Origin of the sequence: uncultured Microbacterium sp. (assembly GCF_945952435.1) — a bacterium.
Lineage (GTDB): Bacteria > Actinomycetota > Actinomycetes > Actinomycetales > Microbacteriaceae > Microbacterium.
The window spans coordinates 23,630-46,061 of record NZ_CAMFHZ010000024.1 but is presented as its reverse complement, the minus strand read 5'-3'; the positions used below and the strand labels follow the sequence as shown (position 1 = coordinate 46,061).

At 70.0% G+C, this 22,432-nt stretch carries 19 protein-coding genes; 5 read left to right on the top strand and 14 right to left on the bottom strand.

Annotated elements, in window-relative coordinates:
- On the top strand, positions 1–732 hold a 732-nt coding region (locus Q0P88_RS12540), incomplete at its 5' end, for an LPXTG cell wall anchor domain-containing protein (RefSeq protein ID WP_295014645.1).
- A 154-nt stretch (positions 733–886) separates the two neighbouring features.
- Here the strand turns inward: Q0P88_RS12540 and rplI are convergent.
- The 4 genes from rplI to rpsF form a co-directional block, all read right to left on the bottom strand.
- Positions 887–1,339, bottom strand: coding sequence for a 50S ribosomal protein L9 (gene rplI / locus Q0P88_RS12535; protein ID WP_251443739.1), 453 nt, complete (start codon positions 1,337–1,339; stop codon positions 887–889).
- A gap of 11 nt (positions 1,340–1,350) precedes the next feature.
- On the bottom strand, positions 1,351–1,605 hold the full coding sequence (gene rpsR, locus Q0P88_RS12530) for a 30S ribosomal protein S18 (protein ID WP_040168021.1): 255 nt from the start codon (positions 1,603–1,605) through the stop codon (positions 1,351–1,353).
- 79 nt (positions 1,606–1,684) lie between these two features.
- On the bottom strand, positions 1,685–2,200 hold the full coding sequence (locus Q0P88_RS12525; RefSeq protein WP_295014641.1) for a single-stranded DNA-binding protein: 516 nt from the start codon (positions 2,198–2,200) through the stop codon (positions 1,685–1,687).
- A gap of 5 nt (positions 2,201–2,205) precedes the next feature.
- On the bottom strand, positions 2,206–2,571 hold the full coding sequence (gene rpsF, locus Q0P88_RS12520) for a 30S ribosomal protein S6 (protein ID WP_295014639.1): 366 nt from the start codon (positions 2,569–2,571) through the stop codon (positions 2,206–2,208).
- A 160-nt stretch (positions 2,572–2,731) separates the two neighbouring features.
- Here rpsF and Q0P88_RS12515 point away from each other — a divergent pair, with 160 nt between their 5' ends.
- A complete protein-coding gene (locus Q0P88_RS12515; RefSeq protein WP_295014637.1) occupies positions 2,732–3,583 on the top strand; it encodes a bifunctional 2-polyprenyl-6-hydroxyphenol methylase/3-demethylubiquinol 3-O-methyltransferase UbiG in 852 nt (283 codons plus the stop codon).
- 75 nt (positions 3,584–3,658) lie between these two features.
- Positions 3,659–4,819: a hypothetical protein gene (locus Q0P88_RS12510; protein ID WP_295014635.1), complete on the top strand. Its 1,161-nt coding sequence runs from the start codon at positions 3,659–3,661 to the stop codon at positions 4,817–4,819.
- A 129-nt stretch (positions 4,820–4,948) separates the two neighbouring features.
- Here the strand turns inward: Q0P88_RS12510 and Q0P88_RS12505 are convergent, their stop codons facing one another.
- The 10 genes from Q0P88_RS12505 to Q0P88_RS12460 form a co-directional block, all read right to left on the bottom strand.
- Positions 4,949–6,661 (bottom strand): ABC transporter ATP-binding protein, encoded by a 1,713-nt coding sequence (locus tag Q0P88_RS12505; RefSeq protein WP_295014633.1) that lies wholly within the window; start codon positions 6,659–6,661, stop codon positions 4,949–4,951.
- Positions 6,658–7,674 carry an ABC transporter permease gene (locus tag Q0P88_RS12500; RefSeq protein ID WP_295014631.1) on the bottom strand — a complete coding sequence of 339 codons (1,017 nt, stop codon included), beginning with the start codon at positions 7,672–7,674 and terminating at the stop codon, positions 6,658–6,660. Before Q0P88_RS12500 ends, Q0P88_RS12505 begins: the two co-directional genes overlap by 4 nt.
- A gap of 1 nt (position 7,675) precedes the next feature.
- Positions 7,676–8,752, bottom strand: coding sequence for an ABC transporter permease (locus Q0P88_RS12495; protein ID WP_295014629.1), 1,077 nt, complete (start codon positions 8,750–8,752; stop codon positions 7,676–7,678).
- 104 nt (positions 8,753–8,856) lie between these two features.
- Positions 8,857–10,491: an ABC transporter substrate-binding protein gene (locus Q0P88_RS12490; RefSeq protein WP_295014627.1), complete on the bottom strand. Its 1,635-nt coding sequence runs from the start codon at positions 10,489–10,491 to the stop codon at positions 8,857–8,859.
- A gap of 139 nt (positions 10,492–10,630) precedes the next feature.
- Positions 10,631–11,047 carry a DUF779 domain-containing protein gene (locus tag Q0P88_RS12485; RefSeq protein WP_295014625.1) on the bottom strand — a complete coding sequence of 139 codons (417 nt, stop codon included), beginning with the start codon at positions 11,045–11,047 and terminating at the stop codon, positions 10,631–10,633.
- Between the two features lie 21 nt (positions 11,048–11,068).
- Positions 11,069–12,616 carry an aldehyde dehydrogenase family protein gene (locus Q0P88_RS12480; RefSeq protein ID WP_295014623.1) on the bottom strand — a complete coding sequence of 516 codons (1,548 nt, stop codon included), beginning with the start codon at positions 12,614–12,616 and terminating at the stop codon, positions 11,069–11,071.
- A 231-nt stretch (positions 12,617–12,847) separates the two neighbouring features.
- Positions 12,848–14,179 carry a GAF domain-containing protein gene (locus tag Q0P88_RS12475; RefSeq protein ID WP_295014621.1) on the bottom strand — a complete coding sequence of 444 codons (1,332 nt, stop codon included), beginning with the start codon at positions 14,177–14,179 and terminating at the stop codon, positions 12,848–12,850.
- A 105-nt stretch (positions 14,180–14,284) separates the two neighbouring features.
- On the bottom strand, positions 14,285–15,727 hold the full coding sequence (locus tag Q0P88_RS12470; RefSeq protein WP_295014619.1) for a CCA tRNA nucleotidyltransferase: 1,443 nt from the start codon (positions 15,725–15,727) through the stop codon (positions 14,285–14,287).
- Between the two features lie 85 nt (positions 15,728–15,812).
- The gene (locus Q0P88_RS12465; RefSeq protein WP_295014617.1) at positions 15,813–16,868 is read right to left on the bottom strand and encodes an LLM class flavin-dependent oxidoreductase; all 1,056 of its coding nucleotides are present in this window, start codon (positions 16,866–16,868) and stop codon (positions 15,813–15,815) included.
- Between the two features lie 29 nt (positions 16,869–16,897).
- On the bottom strand, positions 16,898–18,412 hold the full coding sequence (locus Q0P88_RS12460) for a methyltransferase (RefSeq protein WP_295014615.1): 1,515 nt from the start codon (positions 18,410–18,412) through the stop codon (positions 16,898–16,900).
- A 116-nt stretch (positions 18,413–18,528) separates the two neighbouring features.
- On the opposite strand from Q0P88_RS12460, the gene Q0P88_RS12455 reads away from it, so the two are divergent.
- Both Q0P88_RS12455 and murJ read left to right on the top strand, forming a co-directional pair.
- On the top strand, positions 18,529–20,793 hold the full coding sequence (locus Q0P88_RS12455; protein ID WP_295014613.1) for a DUF6049 family protein: 2,265 nt from the start codon (positions 18,529–18,531) through the stop codon (positions 20,791–20,793).
- Positions 20,790–22,415: a murein biosynthesis integral membrane protein MurJ gene (gene murJ / locus Q0P88_RS12450; protein ID WP_295014611.1), complete on the top strand. Its 1,626-nt coding sequence runs from the start codon at positions 20,790–20,792 to the stop codon at positions 22,413–22,415. Before Q0P88_RS12455 ends, murJ begins: the two co-directional genes overlap by 4 nt.
- Positions 22,416–22,432 lie beyond the last annotated feature (17 nt).

The window sequence follows — 22,432 nt, the reverse complement described above, 5'->3', positions numbered from 1 at the left end:
GTGACCGCCCCGGTCTCCGTGCTCGGCAACGCGATCGGCGTCGCCGGCGACGGCACGGTCACCAACGGCACCGGCACCAACGGCACCGGCTCGACCGGCAGCAACCCGCCCGCCACGGGCGGATCCGCGCCCACCGGCCCGACCACGGGCGGTGACGACGGCGTGCTGGGAGGCACCCAGGTCGTCGCACCCGTGACCGCCCCGGTCTCCGTGCTCGGCAACGCGATCGGCGTCGCCGGCGACGGCATGGTCACCAACGGCACCGGCACCGGCACCGGTTCGACCGGCACCGGCTCGACCGGAACCCCGGCCGGTTCCGGGCTCGGCGCCATCACCTCCGGGCTGGGATCGATCCTCGGAGGATCCCAGATCGCCCTTCCGATCACCGCCCCCATCACGATCGGCGGCAACGGGATCGGCGTCCTCGGTGACGGGACGGTCACCAACCCCGGTGGGAACAACCCTGGGGGAAACAACCCCGGAGGCAACAACCCCGGTGGGAACAACCCTGGAGGGAACAACCCCGGGGGGAACAACCCCGGAGGCAGCAACCCGGGAACCGTTCCCGTGGTCTCCGTGACGCACCACGCCGCGGCCATGACCGCCGCCGCCTCGACGCCGGCCATGCTGGCCAGCACGGGTGGCGAGGGAATGCTCCCGCTGGTCCTGTTCGCGCTGCTGCTCCTCGCGGGCGGCGCGGGCGCACTGATCCGCCGGCGTCGTGTGAGCTGACGCCGGTCACACGGGGCCGCCGTCCCCAGCGGCGGCCCCCTTCCCCCGCGTGCGGCCCCCGGTGACGGGCATCGTCCCCAGCGGCCCGTTCCCGACCCCGCACGCAAAAGGGGCCGTCTCCGAGAGGAGACGGCCCCTGAAGGCGTGTCGCGGCTTACTTGGCGGCGACGACCTGCAGCGTGATCACCGCGGTCACGTCGTCGTGCAGACGAACCGTGGCCTCGTGGTCGCCGACCGACTTGATCGGCGAGGTGATGTGCACCTTGCGCTTGTCGATCGCGCCGATGCCCGCGGCCTCGACGGCGGCGGCGACATCGGCGGTCTTGACCGAGCCGAACAGGCGACCCTCGGCGCCCGCCTTGACGGCGAGACGGACCTTGGCGGCCTCGATGGCGTTCTTCAGCGCCACCGCGTCGTCGAGGTCGTGGATCGCACGCGCCCGACGGGCGGCCTGGATCTGCTCGACCTGCTTCTCGCCACCGCGCGTCCACGCGACGGCGAAACCCTGCGGGACGAGGTAGTTGCGGGCGTACCCGTTCTTGACCTCGACCACGTCACCGGCGCTACCGAGCCCGGCGACCTCATTCGTGAGAATCAGCTTTGCCATGTCGGTGCTCCTTAACGGCCGGCGCCGGCGTAGGGCAGGAGAGCCATCTCGCGCGCGTTCTTGATCGCCTTGGCGATCAGACGCTGCTCCTGCACGGACACACCGGTGATGCGACGGGCGCGGATCTTGCCGCGCTCCGAGATGAACTTGCGGAGGGTCGCGACGTCCTTGTAGTCGATGACACCCACGCGGATGGACTTCGCGGGAGCGGCGTTCTTCGCGCCCTTCCGCGGCTTGCGGCGGTCGCCGCTCGACTTTCCAGCCATGAGTCTTCCTTACGAGAAATGGTTGTCGGATCCGTCAGGATCCGGAATCTTGGTGCTGCTCCGGGTGATCCGGGCCGCGTCAGAACGGCGTGTCGTCGCCGAAGCTGCCGGGAGTGCTCCACGCGTCGGCGCTCGAGGAACCGGGGGTCGACCACGGTTCTTCCGAGACCTGCTGCTGCGGACGTCCGCCACCCTGCTGCCCGCCGCCGGAGAACCCGCCGCCGCCGTTCGAGGCGGCACGGGTGACCTGCGCGGTCGCGTAGCGGAGCGAGGGGCCGATCTCGTCGACCTCCAGCTCGATCGCCGTGCGGTTCTGGCCCTCGCGATCCTGGTAGGAGCGCTGACGCAGACGGCCCTGCGCGATGACGCGCATGCCCTTCGTCAGGGATCCCGCCACGTGCTCGGCGAACTCGCGCCACACGGACGCGCGGAGGAACAGCGCTTCGCCGTCCTTCCACTCGTTCGCCTGGCGGTCGAAGGTGCGCGGCGTCGAGGCGATGGTGAAGTTCGCCACCGGCAGCCCGTTCTGCGTGTACCGCAGCTCGGGGTCGGCGGTGAGGTTTCCCACCACGGTGATGACGGTCTCGCCGGCCATGATCCTTAGGCCTTCGCGACCTTGGGCTTGCGAGCGGCCTTCTCCTCGGCGCGCTTGGCCTCGGCGGCGACCTGGGCGATCGCTTCCTCGGCACGCAGCACCTTGGTGCGGAACACGAGCTCGCTGAGGTTCAGCTGGCGGTCGAGTTCGTTGGTCGCGTCGCTCGTCGCGGTGAAGTTCACGACGGCGTAGATGCCCTCGGACTTCTTGTTGATCTCGTAGGCGAAACGGCGCTTGCCCCAGATGTCGACCTTGTCGATCGAGCCACCATCGTTGGTGATGACCTTCAGGAACTTGTCGAGGTTGGGGGCAACCTGGCGCTCGTCCAGCTCGGGGGTCAGAATGACCATGAGCTCGTACTGGTGCGTCACTTACCCACCTCCTTCGGACTAGAACGGCTCTCGGGACTTTCCCGGGAGCAGGAGGGTGTGTTGCACGTGCCGGGACACAGGAGTGCCCAGGCAACCTGCACAGCTTAGCGGATCCGGCTGGGAGCGGCGAATCGGATCCGGACGCCGGTAGCGTGGCGGCATGAGCAAGCCCGTGACGAGGACGGTGCGGATCGACGGGGATACCGCCCGCGCCGCCAACCGCGAGAACTGGGACGACCGCGTCGCGCTGCACGTCGACGCGTACGGGCTGGAGGCCTTCGACGACGCGGAGCACCTCTCCGACGTGGTGCGCGCCGACGCCGCGGCGCTCGAACCCTTCCTTGCGGACGGGTTCGAGGGGATCGAGCTCTGCCACCTCCAGTGCCACATCGGCACCGACACGCTCTCGTTCGCGCGGCTGGGCGCGCGGGTCACCGGCGTGGACTTCTCGGCACCGGCCCTCGAGGCCGCGGCCGCGCTCGCGAGCCGTCTCCTCCTCGACGCGGACTGGGTGCAGACCGATGTGCTCGACGCGGCCGCGGGGATCGACCGCACGTTCGACGTGGTCTACACCAGCATCGGGGCGATCTGCTGGCTGGACGACCTGGACCGCTGGGCGGCTCAGGTCGTCGCTCTGCTGCGGCCCGGCGGCGTCTTCTACATCCGCGACGGACACCCCGTGCTGTACGCCCTGGACGAGACCCGGGACGAGCTCGTGCTGCGATACCGGTACTTCGACACCGGCGAGGCGCAGGCGTGGGACGACGACAGCACCTACGCCGGCGACGGCACGGTCGCCCACTCCCGGACGTACGAATGGCCGCATCCGCTGTCCGCGATCGTCAACGCCCTGATCGGCGCGGGACTGCGGATCCGTCTGCTCGACGAGGGACGCACCCTCCCGTGGCGCTTCAGCCCGCGCATGGTCGAGGTCGACGGCGACTACGCGTGGCCCGAGGCGGAGCGCGACCTCGTCCCCTGCACGTTCACGATCGTCGCCACGATGGACTGAGCGGATGCGGTGGGAGCAGGACGACCGGCACGGCCTCGCCCTGGCTTTCGCCCTGTTCGGCGTTAGCGTGGGAGCGTGACCGCACCGAACCCGCCCCTCGGATCAGCGCGGTTCGACGCGTCTCCGCTCACGATGCCGGTCGATCGGGGCGCCCTGAACGCCTACCTGTCGAGAGCGCGCGCCGACGGCACGGCCGGCGGCCGTCCGTTCACGATGCTCTTCGTCGCCGGCGTCGCCGGGGCGTTCGTCGTCATCGGCGGTTCCGTGTTCGGCGCGGCGCTCGCGCAGACCATCGGAGGCGCGAGCCTGGTCGTCACTCCGCTGCTGATCGTGCTGCTGCTCGCCGCGGTCGCCGGAGTCGTGTGGGCCGGACTGCGCGCGCAGCGGATCCACCGGTTCCGGCTGGACGCCTTCGCCCGGGCCAACGGCCTGTCCTACCTGCCCGAGCTCGCGAACCCGTCGCTCCCGGGGATGATCTTCGACCTCGGCCACTCCCGCGCCTCGACCGACCTCGTCCGCGGAAGCGTTCCCCGTTTCGTCGAGTTCGCGAACTACCGCTACACGACCGGATCGGGGAAGAACTCGCAGACGCACGAGTGGGGCTACATCGCGATCCGCCTCGACGTGCCGTTGCCGAACATCGTGCTCGACGCGCGGGAGAACGACAGCTTCCTCGGCTCGAACCTGCCCGCCCGCTACGACCGCCATCAGCGTCTCTCCCTCGAGGGCGACTTCGACCGGGCGTTCTCCCTGTACTGCCCGGAGGGATACGAGCGCGATGCGCTCTACCTCTTCACGCCCGACATCATGGCCCGGTTCATGGATCATGCCGCGACGTTCGACGCCGAGATCATCGACGACTGGCTCCTGCTCTACACGCGACAGAAGGTGTCGACCCTCGATCCGTCCGTCTGGGCCGAGGTCTTCGGCACCGTGGGAGCGGTGCTCGACAAGCTCGCGCAGTGGGCCCGTTGGCGGGACGAGCGGCTGACCTCCGCCGCCGGAGCCGGCGCCCCGGGTCATCAGGAGGGGGCAGCGGTCCCCGCCCCGCCCGCCGCGTTCGCGGTCGGGTTCTCGGCGCCGACGCCGCCCGCCGCCGGTCAGCCCTGGTCGCCGCCTCCGGGCGTGGCGGCCCCGGGACGTCGTCTGCGACGCAGCTTCCCGTGGATCGGCGTGCTCGTGGTCGTGGGAGTCGGGTTCTTCTGGTTCGTGTTCCCCGTCCTGTTCGGCCGCTGAGCCGCCCCGTCGCGGAGGGACCCCCGAGACGACGAACACGCACACGAGGCGACGTTCGGCACACGGATCCGGTGATCTCGTGCGCCGAACGTCGCGTCGCGTGCGTATCGTGCGGGGCGATCGAACGCCTCAGCCCCGACGGACCGCCTGCCAGAGCGCGCGCCGCTCGGCCTGCTCGACCGGATCCGGCACGGGGAGCGCGGCCAGCAGCTCACGCGTGTACGGATCCTGAGGGTCGTTGAGCACCTGCGCGGTCGTTCCCTGCTCCCGGATCGTGCCGCGCTGCAGCACGATGATCCGGTCGCTGACCGCGTCGATCACGGCCAGATCGTGGCTGATGAACAACGACGCGAAGCCCAGCTCGGCCTGCAGCTGCACGAACAGGTCGAGCACCTTCGCCTGCACAGAGACGTCCAGAGCGCTCGTGGGCTCGTCCGCGATGAGCAGTTTCGGATCCAGGGCGAGCGCGCGGGCGAGCGAGGCCCGCTGACGCTGCCCCCCGGAGAGCTCGTGCGGATAGCGATCGCCGAAGCTCGTCGGCAGTCGCACCGCGTCGAGCAGCTCGTCCACCCGCGCGCGCGCCGCGGCGACATTCTTGGCCCGCCCGTGCACGACGAGCGGCTCGGCGATGCACTCGGCGATCGTGAGCAGCGGGTTGAAGCTGGTCGCCGGATCCTGGAAGACGAAGCCCACGTCCGGTCGCAGCGGCGCGAGCCGGCGCTGCGAGACGCCGTTCATCTCCTGGCCGAGCACGCGGAGGGATCCGCCGACGACCGTCGTCAGGCCGACGACGGCCCGCCCGATCGTCGTCTTGCCCGATCCCGACTCTCCCACCAGGCCGACGACCTCGCCCGGCCCGACGTGGAAGTCGACGCCCTTGACCGCGACGACACCGCCCCGGCCGAACCGGCCCGGGTAGCCGATCTCGCACGCGCGGGCCACGATGAGGCTGCCCTCCGGGGCCGCAGCCCCCGCGTCCTCGCTCGACGACTCCGGACGGGACGCCGACTTGCCCTGGCCGACGTGCGGCACGGCGGCCAGCAGCTCCCGGGTGTACGGCTCGCGGGGGTTCGCGAACAGCTCGCGCACGGGCGCCTGCTCCACGATGTCGCCGCGCAGCATCACCACGACCCGGTCGGCGAGGTCCGCGACGACGCCCATGTTGTGCGTGATGAGCACGATCGTCGCGCCGAACTCGTCGCGGCAGGCCCGGAGGAGTTCGAGGATCTCCGCCTGCACGGTCACGTCGAGCGCCGTGGTCGGCTCGTCGGCGATGATGAGCCCCGCGTTCAGCACGAGCGCCATCGCGATGACGATGCGCTGCTTCTGGCCGCCCGAGAACTGGTGCGGATAGTCGTCGACGCGGGTGTCCGGATCCGGGATCCCCACCTTGCGCAGGATCTCGACCGCCTGGGCGCGCGCCTCCTTCTTGGAGAGCTTGCGGGACGCGTGCGCACGAAGACCCTCGGCGATCTGCCATCCCACCGTGTAGACGGGGTTGAGCGCCGTGGACGGCTCCTGGAACACCATCGCGGCATCCCGTCCGCGCATGGCCCGCAGCTTCGCGTGCGAGGCATGCACCACGTCGGTCTCGCCGCCCTCCCGGCCTCGCACGATGACGGCGCCCGACATCGTCGCCGTCTCCGGCAGCAGGCCCAGCAGCGCGTTCGCGGTGACGGTCTTGCCGGATCCCGACTCGCCGACGATCGCGAGGACCTCGCCCGCGTGGGCCGAGATGTCGATGCCCTTGACGGCGTCGACCGGCTCGCCGTCGGTCGCGAACCGCACCCTCAGGTCGCGGATGTCGGCGACCGCGGGGGCCGTGTTGATCGTGTCGGTCATGCCGCACCTCCCGCGCGACGGCGGGTGCGCAGTCGCGGATCGCTCAGGTCGTTGAGGCTCTCGCCGACGAGCGTGATGCCGAGCACCACGAGCACGATCGCGAGGCCGGGGAAGACCGAGGTCCACCAGATGCCACTGGTGACGTCGGCCACGGACCGGTTCAGGTCGTAGCCCCACTCGGCCGCCGAGGTCGCCTCGATGCCGAAGCCGAGGAAGCCGAGGCCGGCGAGGGTCAGCAGCGCCTCCGAGGCGTTCAGGGTGACCACGACCGGTAGCGAACGGGTGGAGTTGCGCAGCACATGGCGGATCAGGATGCGCCCCGTGGGCACGCCGATGACCTTGGCCGACTCGACGAACGGTTCCGCCCTCACCCGCACGACCTCGGCGCGGATGACGCGGAAGTACTGCGGCACGAAGACGACCGTGATCGACAGGGCGGTCGCCATGACGCCGTTGAACAGACCCGACTGCCCGTGCCCGATGACGATCGTCAGCACGATCGCGAGCAGCAGCGACGGGAACGCGTAGATCGCATCGGCGATCACGACGATGATCCGGTCGAGCCAGCCGCCGAAGTAGCCCGAGAGCAGGCCCAGCGCGATGCCGACGAAGATCGAGCAGGCGATCGCCGCCAGGATCACGAGCAACGCGGTCTGGGATCCCCAGATCACCCGGGAGAGCACGTCGAATCCGCTGACGGTGGTGCCGAGCAGGTTCGTCGCGTTCGGCGGCATCTGGGTGCCGAACTTCTGCCCGTCGGGGCCCGTCTGCTGCGCCCAGGAGTACGGCGCGAGCAGCGGGGCGAAGAGCGCGACGAGCACGAAGAGCCCGGTGATGATGAGGCCGGTGACCAGCATGCCGCGCTGCAGACCGACGCTCTGGCGCAGCTGCGAGATCACGGGCAGCCGCTCGGTCCAGCGCTTCTTGCGCGGGGTCTGCGCGGCGAGCGCTTCGGTACGCGGCGTCGGCAGATCGCGGTCGATCACGGGGCCGTCGGGAGTGTCCGCAGTCATCTCAGTACCTCACTCGCGGGTCGATCATGGCCGCGACGATGTCGACGATGAAGTTGGTCAGGGCGACGATCACGGCGATCATGACGACGATGCCCTGCACGGCCACGAAGTCCCGCGCCTTCAAGTATTCGGCGAGCATGAAGCCGATGCCCTTCCATTCGAAGGTCGTCTCGGTGAGCACGGCTCCCGCCAGCAGCATCGCGATCTGCAGGCCCATGACAGTGATGATCGGGATCAGCGCGGGCCGGAACGCGTGCTTGGTGAGCAGCCGGTACTCGCTCACGCCGCGCGAGCGGCCCGAGGTGACGTACTGCTGCGCGAGCGTCCCGATCACGTTCGTGCGGATCAGGCGCAGGAACACGCCCGCGGTGAGCAGACCGAGGGCGAGGGCCGGGAGCACGGCGTGCCACAGCACGTCGGCGATCGCCGGACCGTTGCCGAGGCGGATCGCGTCGAGCAGGTAGATCCCCGTGGGCGTGCTCACCCCGCTCATGAGCAGCTCGGTCTGCGTGCTCGCCCGTCCGGAGACCGGCAGCCAGCCCAGCCAGACGGAGAACACGAGCTTCAGCAGCAGGCCGACGAAGAAGATCGGTGTCGCGTAGGCGAGGATCGCCATGATCCGCAGCGTCGCGTCCTGCCACTTGTCGCGGCGGTGCGCGGCGATGAGGCCCAGAGGGATCGAGACGGCGAAGGCGACGATGAGGGCGTAGATCGCGAGCTCCAGCGTCGCGGACCCGTAGGTGAGCAGGACCTGCAGCACGGGCGTGCCGTCGGTGATGGTCTTGCCGAAGTCGCCGTGCAGGATCGCACCCAGATAGTCGAAGTACTGGATGAGCACGGGTCGGTCGTACCCGGCCTCGTGAACCCGCTGAGCGAGCTGCTCTGCGGGCAGGCGGCCGCCGAGGGCTGCGGTGATGGGGTCACCGGTGACCCGCATCAGGAAGAAGACCAGGGTGACCAGGATGAACACGGTCGGGATGATCAACACGAGGCGGATCAGGATGTAGCGCCAGAGTCCTCCTCCGGAGGATTTCGGGCGCGTCGCCACGGGATCCGCGGCGAGGACGTCAACAGCCATGAAGGGAACCTTCGTCAATACGGGGGCGCGGCACTGCGCCCGGGTCAGGACAGGGCGACGGGGCATCGTCGCGCGTGCGGCGATGCCCCGTCGTGGTGGTGTTCTTACTTGCTCAGCGGCGCGTAGCGGAACTTGAACGACGCGTCGAGCGTGGTGCCGTCGACGCCGGATCCGACGACCGCGACCTGCTTGCCCTGGAGCAGCGGCAGGGTGGAGAGGTCCTTCGCGACCATGTCCTGCACCTGCGCGAGATCGGCCATGCGCTTGTCCTTGTCGGTCTCGGTCTGCGACTTGACGATCAGGTCGTTGACGGCCTGGTTGTCGTAGTGGTTGCCGAGGAAGTTCTTCGTCAGGAAGAACGGCGACAGGTAGTTGTCGGCGTCGGAGTAGTCCGGGAACCAGCCGAGCTGGTAGGCCGGGTAGACGTCGGCGGTGCGGTCCTTCGAGTACTGGGTCCACTCCGTCTGCTGCAGGTTGACCGTGAACAGGCCGCCCTTCTCGAGCTGGGCCTTGATCGCCGCGTACTCGTCACCCGACGACGGGCCGTAGTGGTCGCCGTTGTACTGCAGGTTCAGCGCGACGGGGGTGGTCACGCCTGCCGCGGAGAGGACTTCCTTCACCTTGTCGAGCGAGGGGCCGCCGCTGCCATCGCCGTACATCGACTTCAGCGGCGTCGTGGCGCCGGAGAGGCCGTCCGCGACGAACGAGTACAGCGGGCTGTACGTGTCCTTGTAGACGTCCTTGGCGAGCGCGGAACGGTCCACGAGGTCGGCAGCCGCCTGACGGACGGCCTGCGCCTTGGCCGGGTCGGCCTCGGGGGTCGTCGCGCCGTAGGGCATCGTGTTGAAGTTGAAGACGATGTAGCGGATCTCGCCGCCGGGACCCTCGACGAGCTTGACCTTCTTGTTCTTGGAGAGGTCGTCGACGTCGGTGGCGGAGAGGCTGCGGAAGGCCACGTCGATGTCGCCGTTGCCGATCGCGAGCTTGAGGTTGGAGGCGTCGGCGTAGTACTTCACGTCGACCTGCGCGTTCTTGGGCTTGCCGAGCTCGCCCTGGTAGCCGTCGTACGGCTTGTAGGAGATGAGCTGGTTCTTCTTGTAGCTGGCGATCTCGTACTGACCCGCGAACGCCTTGCCCTTGACGATCGTGTCGTCGTCGGTGACCTTGTCGGCCGAGAACACCTTCTCGTCGACGATGGGCGCCGCAGGGCTGGAGAGGATGAGCGGCCAGATCTGGTCGTTGCCGTTCTTCAGCGTGAAGACGACCGTCGTCTCGTCCTTCGCCTCGGTGCTGGCGAGGTTGCCGAGCAGGGAGGCGGGGCCGTTGGGGTCGTTGATCTTGAGCATGCGGTCGAAGGAGAACTTGACCGAGGCAGAGGTGAGCGGGTCGCCGTTGGCGAACTTCAGGCCCTTCTTGAGCTTGACCGTGTACTCGGTCGGCGAGGTGAACTCCGCGGAGGTCGCGATGTCGGGCGTGACCTCGGCCGTGCCGTACTTGCTGTTCATGAGGAACGGGTAGATCTGGTTCATCACGGCGAACGAGCCGTTGTCGTACGAACCGGCGGGGTCCAGGAACGTGACCTTGTCGGTGGTGCCGACGTTGATCGTGCTCCCGGTGGATCCGCCCTTGCCGGAGCTGGTGTCCGTGCTGCTCGTCGCGCAGCCCGCGAGCACGAGGGCGGAGACGCCGATCGCGCCGATGGCGAGGCCGAGTCGGCCTCGAGTGCTGTGGAAAGACATATACACCTCTGTATCGGTTCCATGACCGCTGAACCTCGCGGCCGTGAGTGCCCGTCGCCGCAGGTTTTCACGGCGCACGGACACCCGATTGTATGCATGGCTTTCCGGATCGCGAGAGATCCGACGCCGAGACGTGATCTCAGGACGTGTGGTCCTCCGTGTCAGCGCTCGACGACGCCCGCAGCCCGAGGCCGGCCAGCTCCTCCGCATCGAGCATGCGGGAGCGGGTCAGGAACCGCCGCCCCGTGGGTGCCTCGACGCTGAATCCGGCCCCGCGCCCGTCGACCACATCGATGGTGAGGTGCGTGTATTTCCAGTACTCGAACTGCGACGCCGACATGTAGACGGCCACAGGATCGTCCAGACCGATGTCGAGGCCGCCCAGGAGCACGTCCCCGGATCCGACGAGGAACATGCCGACGGGATAGCACATGGGTGCGGACCCGTCGCAGCACCCGCCCGACTGATGGAACATGAGCGGCCCGTGCTGGGCGGTGAGAGTGCGCAGCAGCGTCGCCGCCTCCGGAGAGACGGCGACGCGCAGGGAATCCGACATGAGCTCGCCTCGACCCGCGGCTCAGAAGAAGCCCATCGGACCCTCCGCGTACGAGACGAGGAGGTTCTTGGTCTGCTGGTAGTGGTCGAGCATCATCCTGTGGTTCTCCCGCCCCACGCCCGACTGCTTGTAACCGCCGAACGCGGCGTGCGCCGGGTACTGGTGGTACGTGTTGGTCCAGACGCGGCCGGCCTCGATCGCCCGTCCGGCACGGTAGGCGGTGTCGATGTTGCGGCTCCACACACCGGCGCCGAGTCCGTAGAGCGTGTCGTTGGCGATCGAGATCGCGTCGTCGAAGTCGGAGAAGCTCGTCACGGACAGCACCGGTCCGAAGATCTCCTCCTGGAAGATCCGCATGTCGTTGGTGCCCTCGAAGACGGTCGGAGCGACGTAGTAGCCGTCGCTGAGGTCGCCGCCGAGGTCGACCCTCTCCCCGCCCGCGAGCAGCCTCGCACCGCCCTGCTTCCCGATGTCGATGTAGCTGAGGATCTTCTCGAGCTGGTCGTTCGACGCCTGCGCGCCGATCATCGTGTTCGGATCGAGCGGATTGCCCTGCACCACCTTGCTCACGCGCTCCAGCCCGTCGGCGAGGAAGCCGTCGTAGATCGAGCGCTGGAGGAGCGCGCGGGACGGGCAGGTGCAGACCTCGCCCTGGTTCAGCGCGAACATCGTGAAGCCTTCGAGCGCCTTGTCGTAGAACGCATCGTCCTTCGAAGCGACGTCCTCGAAGAAGACGTTGGGGCTTTTGCCCCCGAGCTCGAGCGTGACCGGGATGAGGTTCTGCGAGGCGTACTGCATGATGAGGCGCCCCGTGGTGGTCTCGCCCGTGAACGCGACCTTGCGGATCCGCCGGTGCTGGGCCAGCGGGGCGCCGGCCTCGATGCCGAACCCGTTGACGATGTTCACGACCCCGGCGGGGAGCAGGTCGCCGATGATGTCGAAGAGGAACAGGATCGACGCGGGCGTCTGCTCGGCGGGCTTGATGACGACGCAGTTGCCCGCGGCGAGCGCCGGGGCGAGCTTCCAGGTGGCCATGAGGATCGGGAAGTTCCAGGGGATGATCTGACCCACGACGCCCAGCGGCTCGTGGAAGTGGTACGCCACGGTGTTCTCGTCGAGCTGGCTGATCCCGCCCTCCTGGGCGCGCAGGACGCCGGCGAAGTAGCGGAAGTGGTCGACCGCGAGCGGGATGTCGGCGGCGAGCGTCTCGCGGACGGGCTTGCCGTTCTCCCACGTCTCGGCGACCGCGATCGCCTCGAGATTCTGCTCGATGCGATCCGCGATCCTGTTCAGGACGTTCGCGCGCTCGGTGGGGCTGGTCTTGCCCCAGCTCTCGAACGCCTTCCACGCGACGTCGACGGCGCGGTCGATGTCCTCGCTGGTGCCGCGGGCGACCTCGGTGAACGGCTTGCCGGTGACCGGACTCACGTTCTCGAAGTACTGGCCCTTGATCGGATCGACGAACTCCCCGCCGATGTAGTGACCGTAGCGCGGACGGTAGTTCGCGAGCGCCCCGGGCTGCCCCGGTGCCGCGTAGGCGGTCGACACGCTCTCCTCGATGATGGTCATCACGTCTCCTTCGACGTACCGCGGCTGCGATGCCGCGTGGGTGGATGTGGGTCGACCATATGTCCGGCCACGTTGCACCCGCGTGCGTCACGTTGCATCGGGTTGCGCGCCCTCGCCTCACCCGTCAAGCCCTCGCCTCTCCCGTCTCTTTGCGTCAAACCGTGGGTCTCGGGGCCCGAATTCCACGGTTTGACGCAAAGAGACGGAGCGTGCGGGCCGCCGAACGCGGCGTCAGGCCTGCTCGAGGCGTTCGATCCGACTGACCAGGCCCGCTCGCTTCGGCGAGCGCGCGGGAAGCAGCTCCAGGCACAGACGCAGGATCTCGGCGTCGTCGGCGCCTTCGGGGATCTCCGCATAGCTGAGCAGCAGGTCGACGCCGGCCTCGGTGCGCATCGTCTCGCGCAGGGTGGAGCGCACGGACTCGCGGTACTCCTCCACGCCGGGCGCCGTCGAGTCCGGCAGCACGGGGCCTCGATAGGCGGTCAGCGCAACCCGGTGCGCGCCGCGGTCGAGCAGCGAGAGCACGTCCTGTGCGTCGGTCTCGAGCGGCACGGGAAGTCGGTACGGTCGCGACTCGGGCACCAGCGCGGGCCAGACCCGTTCGAGCTGTCGACGCAAGCGCACCATCTCCGGACGCAGGGTGTCGGGGCTCGCCCCCTCTCCGTACACGAGATCCGCGAGGCGCTGTGCGCTCACACCCTGCCGATGCACGGCGAGCAGCAGCAGGATCTCGGCATGACGGGCGCTGAGCTCGATCGATCGTTCGCTCTCCGCGCCGAACACCTCCAGCCGTGCGCGATCGCGTCCGAGCACGCGCAGGGTCGCGCGTTCCGGTGCGGGACGACGCGAGGGTGCCGGAGCGACGGGTCCCGGCTGCGCCCGCGCACGCAACCGGGCCACGAGCAGTTCCGCCTCGACGGCCCGCGCGGTCGCATCGACGAGCATCCGCGCCTGCGGGGTGGCCGCCTCCGCTCCCCCGGTGACGTCGATCACCCCCAGGATCCGCCGGTCCTCGGGGTCGAAGACGGGCGTCGCCGTGCACGACCAGGGCTGCACGAGCCTGTTGTAGTGCTCCGCGCCGTGGATCTGAACCGACGCGCCCAGTTCCAGAGCGGTGCCGGGGGCCGAGGTGCCGATGGCCCTCTCTGACCAGTTCGCGCCCGCGATGAAGCCCATCTCCCCCGACAGCACGCGCTGGTTCAGATCCCCTTCGACCCAGAGCAGGCGGCCCGCATGATCCCCGACCGCCACGACGACGCCGGAGTCCTCCGCGGATCCCGGCAGCAGCAGTGCACGGATCGTGTCCATCGCGCCCGCGAGCGGGTGCGAGAGCCGATACGCGTCGAGCGCCTCCGTCGTGAAGTCGATCGGCGGGAGGCCTTCCGCGACGACCCGCTGCCGCCAGGAGCGCTCCCAGGACTCGCGGACCAGTGCACGGACCTGGTGCAGACGCTCGTCGTGCACGTTGCCCGCCACGAGCTCTTCGTGTGCGCGCTCGACGAGCAGCCGCGGAGTCGGGTTCTCGCGGGAGTGCCACGCGGAGGGCGTCGTGGGTCCGGTCATGGGCCTCCGATCGGCGGTGACGGAGTGCGTCCAGTGTACGGCCGCTGGTGCGGGCGCGGGTCGGAGTCGTGCCGAACGCGATGACGGGATCGCGACTCGCCGAGGTCAGCCGCGGGCGGCCCACCACGCGCGCAGGCGCTGTTCGGCGGCCTCGGGGCCGATCACGCCCTCGTCGAGGCGCAGGTCGAGGAGGAAGCGGTACGCCTCGCCGACCTCGCGGCCCGGGGCGATGCCGAGGATCCGCTGGACGTCGTTGCCGTCGAGCTCGGGGCGGATCGCGTCGAGCTGCTCCTGCGCGCGCAGAGCGGCGATCCGCTCCTCGATGTCGTCGTAGGCGGCGGCGAGGCGCTGCGCCTTGCGGCGGTTGCGCGTCGTCACGTCGGCACGGGTGAGGATGTGCAGTCGTTCGAGCTGATCGCCCGCGTCGCGCACGTAGCGGCGCACCGCGGAGTCGGTCCACGCGCCTTCCGAGTATCCGAAGAAGCGCAGATGCAGCTCGACGAGGGTCGCGACCGCGTCGGTTGACTCCTTGTCGAAGCGCAGCGCCTGCATCCGCTTGCGGGCCATGCGGGAGCCGACGACGTCGTGGTGGTGGAAGGTCACTGCCCCTCCGTCCTCCAGCTTGCGGGTGCGCGGCTTCCCGATGTCGTGCAGCAGCACGGCGAGCCGCAGGACGGCGTCGGCGGGTTCACCGGGGTGGCGGGCCCGTTCGAGCGCGATCGCCTGCTCCAGCGCGGTGAGCGAATGCTCGTAGACGTCCTTGTGGTGGTGGTGCTCGTCGACCTCGAGCCGCAAGGCGCTGACCTCGGGGAGGAACTCCTCCACGAGACCGGTGTCGACGAGCACCCGGATGCCCCGCACCGGGTCGTCGGACTGCAGCAGCCGCACGAGCTCGGACTGGATCCGTTCGGGGCTCACGATCCGCAGCGTCTCGCGCAGCGTGGAGATCGCGGCGAGGGTGTTCTCCTCGATCGCGAAGCCGAGCTGGGCGCTGAACCGGGCGGCGCGGAGCATGCGCAGCGGATCGTCCCCGAAGCTCACCTCGGGAGCGGTCGGCGTGCGCAGGATCCCGGCGATGAGATCCTCGACGCCCCCGGTCGGATCCACCAGCCGCTGCTGCGGCACGAGGAGCGCCATCGCGTTCACGGTGAAGTCGCGGCGCACGAGGTCGCCCTCGATGTCGTCCCCGAACTCGACGACCGGCTTGCGGGTCACGCCGTCGTAGGCGTCGGCGCGATAGGTCGTGATCTCGACCTGCTCCGCCGGGCCGTCCGGGGAGGGGACCTTCGCGCCGATCGTGCCGAACTCCCGCCCGATGTCCCACTGCACGGTCGAGATCGGCGTGACGATGCGGAGGATGTCGTCCGGACGGGCGTTGGTGGTGAAGTCGAGGTCGTGCGTGGCGCGACCGAGCAGCGCGTCGCGCACCGGTCCGCCCACGACAGCGAGGTCGAACCCGGCGTCGGAGAAGGCCCGGGCGAGCGTGCCCACGACCGGATTCGCGGCGAGGGCGCCCAGACGAGAGAGGGCGTCGGCCATGTTGAGCATGGATTCCAGGGTACCGGGGACACGGTCGACCCCAGCCGAGCCCTCCGCGATGCCCGCCGGACCTGGCGGTGGCCCGTGGCCCGTCTCAGGCGGGGTAGCCCTGCACCGGTCCCTCGGTGTTCGGCTTCCAGCCCAGTGCCGGCGCCACGTGCTCCGCGAACGCCTGCAGCACGTGCAGGTTGTACTCGGGGCCGAGCTGGTTGGGGATCGTGAGCAGCAGGGTGTCGGCCGCCATGACCGCCTCGTCCTGCTTCAGCTGGGCGATCAGCACATCGGGCTCCGCGGCATAGGTCTTGCCGAAGGTGGATCGCAGGCCGTCGATCACGCCGATCTGGTCGTCGCTCTCCTCGCTGCGGAGGCCGAAGTAGGCGCGGTCCATGTCCGACACCAGCGGGAACACGCTGCGGCTCACCGAGACGCGGGGCGTGCCGGTGTGACCGGCCTCCTTGTAGGCGGCGCGGAACAGGTCGATCTGCTCGCGCTGCAGCTCGTGGAACGGCTGCCCCGTCGCCTCGGTGACGAGCGTCGAGCTCATCATGTTGAGCCCCTTGCGTCCGGTCTCCTCCGCGGTCGCGCGGGATCCGGATCCCCACCAGATGTGGTCGCGCAGGGTCGCCGACCTCGGCTCGATCGCGAGGTAGTGGCCCTCGCCGACCATGCGCGGGTCGCCCTGTGCGACCCCGGCGCCGTCGATGGCCTCCAGGAAGAGGTCGAACTTCTCCCGGGCGAGCACGCTGCCGCGCTCGACGTCCTCGTCGTCCCGGTAACCGAAGGACTCGTATCCGCGGAGGGCGGTCTCGGGCGAGCCGCGACTCACCCCGAGGGCGATGCGGCCGTCGGCGATGTAGTCGAGGGCCGCGGCCTCCTCGGCGAAGTACAGCGGGTTCTCGTAGCGCATGTCGATCACGCCGGTGCCGACCTCGATGCGCTTCGTCGCCTGCGCCATCGCCGCCAGCAGCGGCATGGGTGAGGCCGCCTGACGCGCGAAGTGGTGCACGCGGACGGACGCGCCGTTCACGCCGATCTCATCGGCGCCCTGCGCGATCTCGATCGTCTGCTTCAGCATCTCGCCGGCGGTGCGGGTGACGGATCCGGGCACGTTCGCGTAGTGCCCGAAGGAGAGGAATCCGAAAGCCTTCATGATCTATTCGAACGCATATACCTGAGCGTTCATTCCCTCCCCGGAGGTCGCAGGAATCCATCGAGGATCAGCGTCCGGATCCGCGGCTCCAGATCCGCCCAGAGCTCGTCGAGCGGCACGTCGAAGAGGTCGGCGAGGGCTCCCGCGATCTGTGCGACCGTGAGCTCGCCGTCGCATGCTCCCACGAAACCGGCGAGCGCAGGATCCACCGAGAGCGTCCTCCCGAACCCGCCGCCCTGACGCAGCTCGATCACGCTCGGCGCCTCCTGACCCGGGAGGTGGTGCCGGGCCTCCGTCACGTCGGGCGCGACCGTGAGGCGCGCGGGCATGCCCTCGGCCAGCGCGTCCTGCCCGGCCAGGCCGTCGAGGAACGCGCGGCCCGCACTGGTCACGGGCTGCGCGAGCGTCTCGAAGCGTCGCAACGGTGGCACGTCGTCCGCGAGCGGACGGCGCAGCAGCACGTATCCGAAGCCGATCTCGGTCACGTCGCGTGCGGCGAAGTCGTCGAGCCAGGCCTCGAGCAGCGGTTCGAAGTCGGCGTCGCGCGGAGTGGTCCCCCCATCGCGGATCCAGAGCTCTGCGTAGCTCAGGGGCGAGAGGGTCTCCCGCTGCACGACCCACGCGTCCAGCGCCGGGTCGATCCACGACTCCAGCCGGGTCATGCCGCGCGCGGATCCGATCGACTCCCAGTTGCCGAGCAGCTGGGCGGATCCTCCCGGGGTCAGGTGCGGCGGGGCCTCGCGCACGAACGCCTCCACGAGCGCGTCCCCGACGAGGCCGCCGTCGCGGTACTCGTACGCCGGCACATCCGCGCCCCGCGGGGTGATGACGAACGGCGGGTTCGAGACGATGAGCCCGAAGCTCTCGCCGGCGACCGGCTCGAACATGCTGCCCCGCCGGAACTCGATGTTCGTCGCGCCGGCGAGCCGGGCATTGAGCTCCGCGTAGGCGAGAGCGCGCGCAGAGACGTCCGTCGCGACGACGGATCCGGCATGCCGGGCGACGAGCAGCGCCTGGATCCCGCAGCCCGTGCCCAGATCCAGCGCACGATCGACCTCCACCGGCATGACCAGCGCCGCCAGGGTGCGCGAAGCTCCGCCCACGCCGAGCACGTGATCGGGCGGCAGAGCGGATCCGAGCGCGAGCTCGTCGAGGTCGCTCGCGATCCACCACTCCCCGATGCCGTCGGCGTCCACGAAGGACTGCGGACGGATCAGCGCAGCGGGAACGACGACGCCGTCCTCGACGTACCCGAGCCCGAGCCGTTCCAGGCCCGCGACGCCCGTACGCTCGAGCGCCGCCGCCACCTCCGGCTCCGGCTGAGGCATGCCGAGCACGAAGAGCCGCCCCAGGGTCACGAGCGGATCCGTGCGCCCCTCGACCGCCCGCAGCAGCGCGGTCCGGATGCCCCGGGCGAGGGCGTCGTCGGCCTCCTCCCCCCAGGCGGCGCGCAGCGGTTCGGAGCGGAAGTCCGCGGCGTCGAGGTCGGCGGCGAGCGAAGCGCAGAGCAGCGGATCGGGCTGGGGCGTGAGGTGACGGACCACGGCGTCACTCTACGCGGCGGATCCGTCCCGCCCGCCTCCAGGGAGCGGACGGCGGCGCCGCCTAGAATCGCAGGGTCCGCCTCACCCCCGCACGGGGGGCGCGCGGACGGGAACCCATGACAGCACCCACCTCCTCCTCTCGCGTCGCGACCGCGCCCCGTTCGCCGTCGGCGACGCGCGGTCGCCTCCGACGCCTCTCCGCGGCCCTCGCCGTCGCGCTGGGCATCCTGCTTCCCCTGGCCCCCTTCTCCCCCGCGGTCGCTGCGACGCAGGCCGCCGAGACGCCGACCCCGTCGCCGACGCCGACGCCGACGCACGCCGGGGTGCAGGTCTCGCTGCTTCCGGATGCGCACGGCACCTATTCCGCGGGCTCCCCCCTGTCCGCGTCGCTCACGATCCGCAACGATGCGGCGACGGGCCTGTCCGCGGGAACCGTGGGAATCGCGCTCGGACGGACGCCCTTGGCAGATCGCACCGCCGTCAGCGCATGGCTGCACGGGACCGGCGTCGCGCCGGCGCTCACCGAGATCGGGGAGGCGCGGACCGGGGTGCTCGGCGCCGGCGACGCCTCCAAGACCTCCGTCGTGGTCCCGGCCGGCGACGTCGGCGCGCTGGCGCCGGGCGTCTACCCGATCCGGGCACGGTTCGAGGCCGCCACGAACGAGAGCACGCCGCACACGTCCACGGCCACCTCGTCGAGCGTGCTCGTCGTGGGTCGCGGGGCGGCACCCTCGGTCCTCTCGATCGTGCCGCTCACCGCGACTCCGGCGGGATCCCTCCTCAGCGCGGCCGAGTTGAGCACGTTGACCGCGCCGGAGGGGGCGCTCACCGCCCAGCTCGAGGGTGTGACCGGGACGTCCGCGGTGCTCGCGATCGATCCGTCGATCGCCGCGGCGATCCGGGTCCTGGGCGCCAACGCCCCCGCGACGGCGACGGCGTGGCTGAGCCGTCTCGAGGCGCTCCCCAACGAACGCTTCCTGCTGCAGTTCGGTGACGCCGACGTCGCCGCCCAGGCGGCCGCCGGCCTCACCGCGCCGCTCACCGTCGACTCCTACCTCCCCTTCACGGATCCCTCCGGAAAGGGTTCCTCGACGCCCACACCCACGCCGACCGCCACCTCCGCGCCATCCGACGTCGCTGCGAAGGATCCGGCCGCGGTCGCCGGGGCACGCACCGACATCCTGTGGCCTCGCGGCGAGGTCTCGACCGCCGAGGTCGGCACGATGACCGGATACCGATCCACCGGTGAGCCGATCGCGGCGACCCTGCTTCCCTCCACGTCGTTCACGGCGGGAGCGAAGGATGCTCCCGTGCCCGCGCATGGAACGGTCGGGGACGCCCCGGTGCTCGTGACCGACACGGCCGTCTCCGCCGCGCTCAGCAGCGCTGCGGTCGAGGACGATGCCACCCGTCGGGGGGCGGATCTGGCGGAAGCGAACGCGCAGCTGTGGTTCGCGGACCCCGGCTCGATCGTGATCGCAGGACTCGCGCGGGCGGACGTGCGCTCCGCAGCAGGCCTGTCGGATGCGGTCTCGACCTTCGCCGGCAGTCAGGACGGCCGGCTGATCCGGGCGCTCACCGCCCCCGCGTCCGCGCTGACCGTCACGACCGCCTCGGCCGCGGATCGCGGCGCGGCGGTGACGACGCTCGACGAGGATGCGGGGCGCCTCGCCGCGTTCGCCACGATTCTGGACCGACCGGAGGACCTCACGATCCGCGAACGCATCTCGATCCTCCGCCTGCTCGGCGTGGGGGTGCACACGACGGCGGAGGACTTCGCGGCGGCGCTCCTGGCGCATCGTGACGCGACGCGCAAGACCATGGACGCCGTCGGGATCCAGCCCTCGAATCCCATCCTGATCAGCGCGAAGGTCGACGTGCCGGTGTGGGTGCGGAACGACCTGCCGTACCCGGTGCGCGTGCGCCTGCACGTCACTTCGAGCGATCCCCGCATCGAGGTCCCGGCGCAGAAGGAGGTCGAGGCGGGGCCGTCCAGCACGACCCGCGTCAAGCTCCCCGTCGAGGCGCACGTCTCCGACGCCGAGGTCGACCTCGGGCTCACGTTGACCAGTTCCACCGGCGTGGCCATCGGAGCCGGGCAGAGCGCGCACCTCACGATCCGCGCGCAATGGGAGACCATCGGTCTGATCGTCTTCGGCTCGCTGGCGGTTCTCCTCATCGCCGCGGGCGTGTTCCGCACCGTGCGGCGCCGTCGATCCGCGACGCATGCCTCGAACGGCATGGACAATGCCGGGGATCGCCCGTCCGAGAGCGGGGGCGCCGCGGAGAGCGCAGAGGACGGCCCGGCGGAGACGGCGTCGGAGGATTCCTCGCCGCAGAAGGCAGCCGATCCGCAGCGCGCGAACGAGGAGAGCCTGTGAGCGGGCTCGGCCGGGCGAGCGCTCTTCTCGCCGCGGGAACCATGGTCTCGCGCGTCACCGGACTGCTGCGGACGATCGTGCTCGTCGGAGTCGTCGGTGCCAATGCCTCGGAAGCGGCCGACGCCTTCGGCGTCGCGAATCAGCTGCCGAACGACGTGTTCTCCCTCATCTCGGTGGGCATCCTCACCGCCGTCCTCGTTCCGCAGATCGTCAAGGCGTCCTCGTTCGAGGACGGCGGCTCACGGTTCCTCTCGAAGATCTTCACCCTCGGGGTCGTCGTGCTGCTGGCGGCGACCGGCGTGGCGATGCTCCTCGCTCCCGTGCTCGTGTCGCTCACCGTCGACGGGAGCGCACCGCGCGGCCCCGAGCAGCTGGCCCTGGCCACGGCCTTCTCCTACTGGTGCCTCCCGCAGATCTTCTTCTACGGGCTCTACGCGCTCATCGGCGAGACCTTGAACGCACGGCGCATCTTCGGCCCCTTCACCTGGGCGCCCGTCGCGAACAACATCATCTCCATCGCGGGATTCCTGATCCTGCAGGTGCTCTTCCACGGCACGCTCCAGGAGCCTTCCGACTGGACGCCGGACAGGATCGCTCTCCTCGGCGGGATCGCGACCCTGGGGATCGCCGTCCAGGCACTCGTGCTGGTCGTGTTCTGGCCCCGCACGCGCTTGGCGATCCGGCCCGACTTCCGCTGGCGCGGCGCGGGCCTGGGCAGCGTCGGACGGATGGCGGGCTGGACCCTGCTGATGGCCATCGCGAGCCTCGCGGCAGGCATCTTCCAGCACCGCATCGCCTACGAGGCGTCGGGGGTCGGGGCATCCGTCGCCGTCATGATGAACGCCTGGCTGATCTTCATGCTGCCCTACTCGGTGATCGTCAATTCGATCGGGACCCCGTACTTCACGCAGCTCAGCGAGCACGCGCACGCCGGCCGCGATGAGGATGTGCGCGGCGACATCTCGCGCAGCATCCGCACCCTCGGCTTCTTCCTCACGGGCGCTCTCGCCGCCGTGGTCGCGGCGGCCATCCCCGCCTCGCGCATCTTCACCCGCACCGCGGAAGACGCCCAGTCGACCTCGCTCGTCCTCCTCGGCTATCTCGTGGCCCTCCTGCCGCTCGCCGTGCTGTTCATCGTGCAGCGCACGTTCTATGCGTACGGAGACACCCGCACACCGTTCTTCTTCACGATCTTCCAGTGCGTTCTCATCGTCGCCACGGCCGTCGTCGCCAAGGTGCTGCACGACATGGGGATCATTCCTCTCTCGGGACTCGCGGCGACCATCGCACTCGGGCAGTCGCTCGCGAGCATCCTGCAGACCGTCGTCGCCACCGTGCTTCTTCATCGGCGGTTGGGCGGCATTCACACGGCGACGTGGATGCTTGCGATCCTTCGGTTCCTCGCCGCGGGAGTGCCTGCAGCGGCCGCGGGCTGGGGTGTGTTCCTCGTGACGGGCGGTGGGGACGGCTGGACCACGTCCTCCGTGTTCGCCGCCGCCGGCGGATGCGCCTTCATCGGCGTCGTCGTCCTGCTCGTCTACCTCGGGATCCTCGCACTCCTGCGCGCCCCCGAACTGGGAGCACTCACGGCCCTCGTGCGGCGTTTCGCACCGTCGCGCTGACACCCTCGCACGACTCC

What these genes read in the sequence shown, in the direction of transcription:
- Q0P88_RS12515 (WP_295014637.1), top strand. Translation starts at nt 2,732, where the DNA reads ATGAGCAAGCCCGTGACGAGGACGGTGCGGATCGACGGGGATACCGCC.
- Q0P88_RS12480 (WP_295014623.1), bottom strand. Translation starts at nt 12,616, where the DNA reads ATGACCATCATCGAGGAGAGCGTGTCGACCGCCTACGCGGCACCGGGG.
- Q0P88_RS12500 (WP_295014631.1), bottom strand. Translation starts at nt 7,674, where the DNA reads ATGACTGCGGACACTCCCGACGGCCCCGTGATCGACCGCGATCTGCCG.
- Q0P88_RS12465 (WP_295014617.1), bottom strand. Translation starts at nt 16,868, where the DNA reads ATGAAGGCTTTCGGATTCCTCTCCTTCGGGCACTACGCGAACGTGCCC.
- Q0P88_RS12525 (WP_295014641.1), bottom strand. Translation starts at nt 2,200, where the DNA reads ATGGCCGGCGAGACCGTCATCACCGTGGTGGGAAACCTCACCGCCGAC.
- Q0P88_RS12455 (WP_295014613.1), top strand. Translation starts at nt 18,529, where the DNA reads ATGACAGCACCCACCTCCTCCTCTCGCGTCGCGACCGCGCCCCGTTCG.
- Q0P88_RS12475 (WP_295014621.1), bottom strand. Translation starts at nt 14,179, where the DNA reads ATGACCGGACCCACGACGCCCTCCGCGTGGCACTCCCGCGAGAACCCG.
- Q0P88_RS12470 (WP_295014619.1), bottom strand. Translation starts at nt 15,727, where the DNA reads ATGCTCAACATGGCCGACGCCCTCTCTCGTCTGGGCGCCCTCGCCGCG.
- Q0P88_RS12505 (WP_295014633.1), bottom strand. Translation starts at nt 6,661, where the DNA reads ATGACCGACACGATCAACACGGCCCCCGCGGTCGCCGACATCCGCGAC.
- Q0P88_RS12495 (WP_295014629.1), bottom strand. Translation starts at nt 8,752, where the DNA reads ATGGCTGTTGACGTCCTCGCCGCGGATCCCGTGGCGACGCGCCCGAAA.
- rplI (WP_251443739.1), bottom strand. Translation starts at nt 1,339, where the DNA reads ATGGCAAAGCTGATTCTCACGAATGAGGTCGCCGGGCTCGGTAGCGCC.
- Q0P88_RS12485 (WP_295014625.1), bottom strand. Translation starts at nt 11,047, where the DNA reads ATGTCGGATTCCCTGCGCGTCGCCGTCTCTCCGGAGGCGGCGACGCTG.
- rpsR (WP_040168021.1), bottom strand. Translation starts at nt 1,605, where the DNA reads ATGGCTGGAAAGTCGAGCGGCGACCGCCGCAAGCCGCGGAAGGGCGCG.
- Q0P88_RS12490 (WP_295014627.1), bottom strand. Translation starts at nt 10,491, where the DNA reads ATGTCTTTCCACAGCACTCGAGGCCGACTCGGCCTCGCCATCGGCGCG.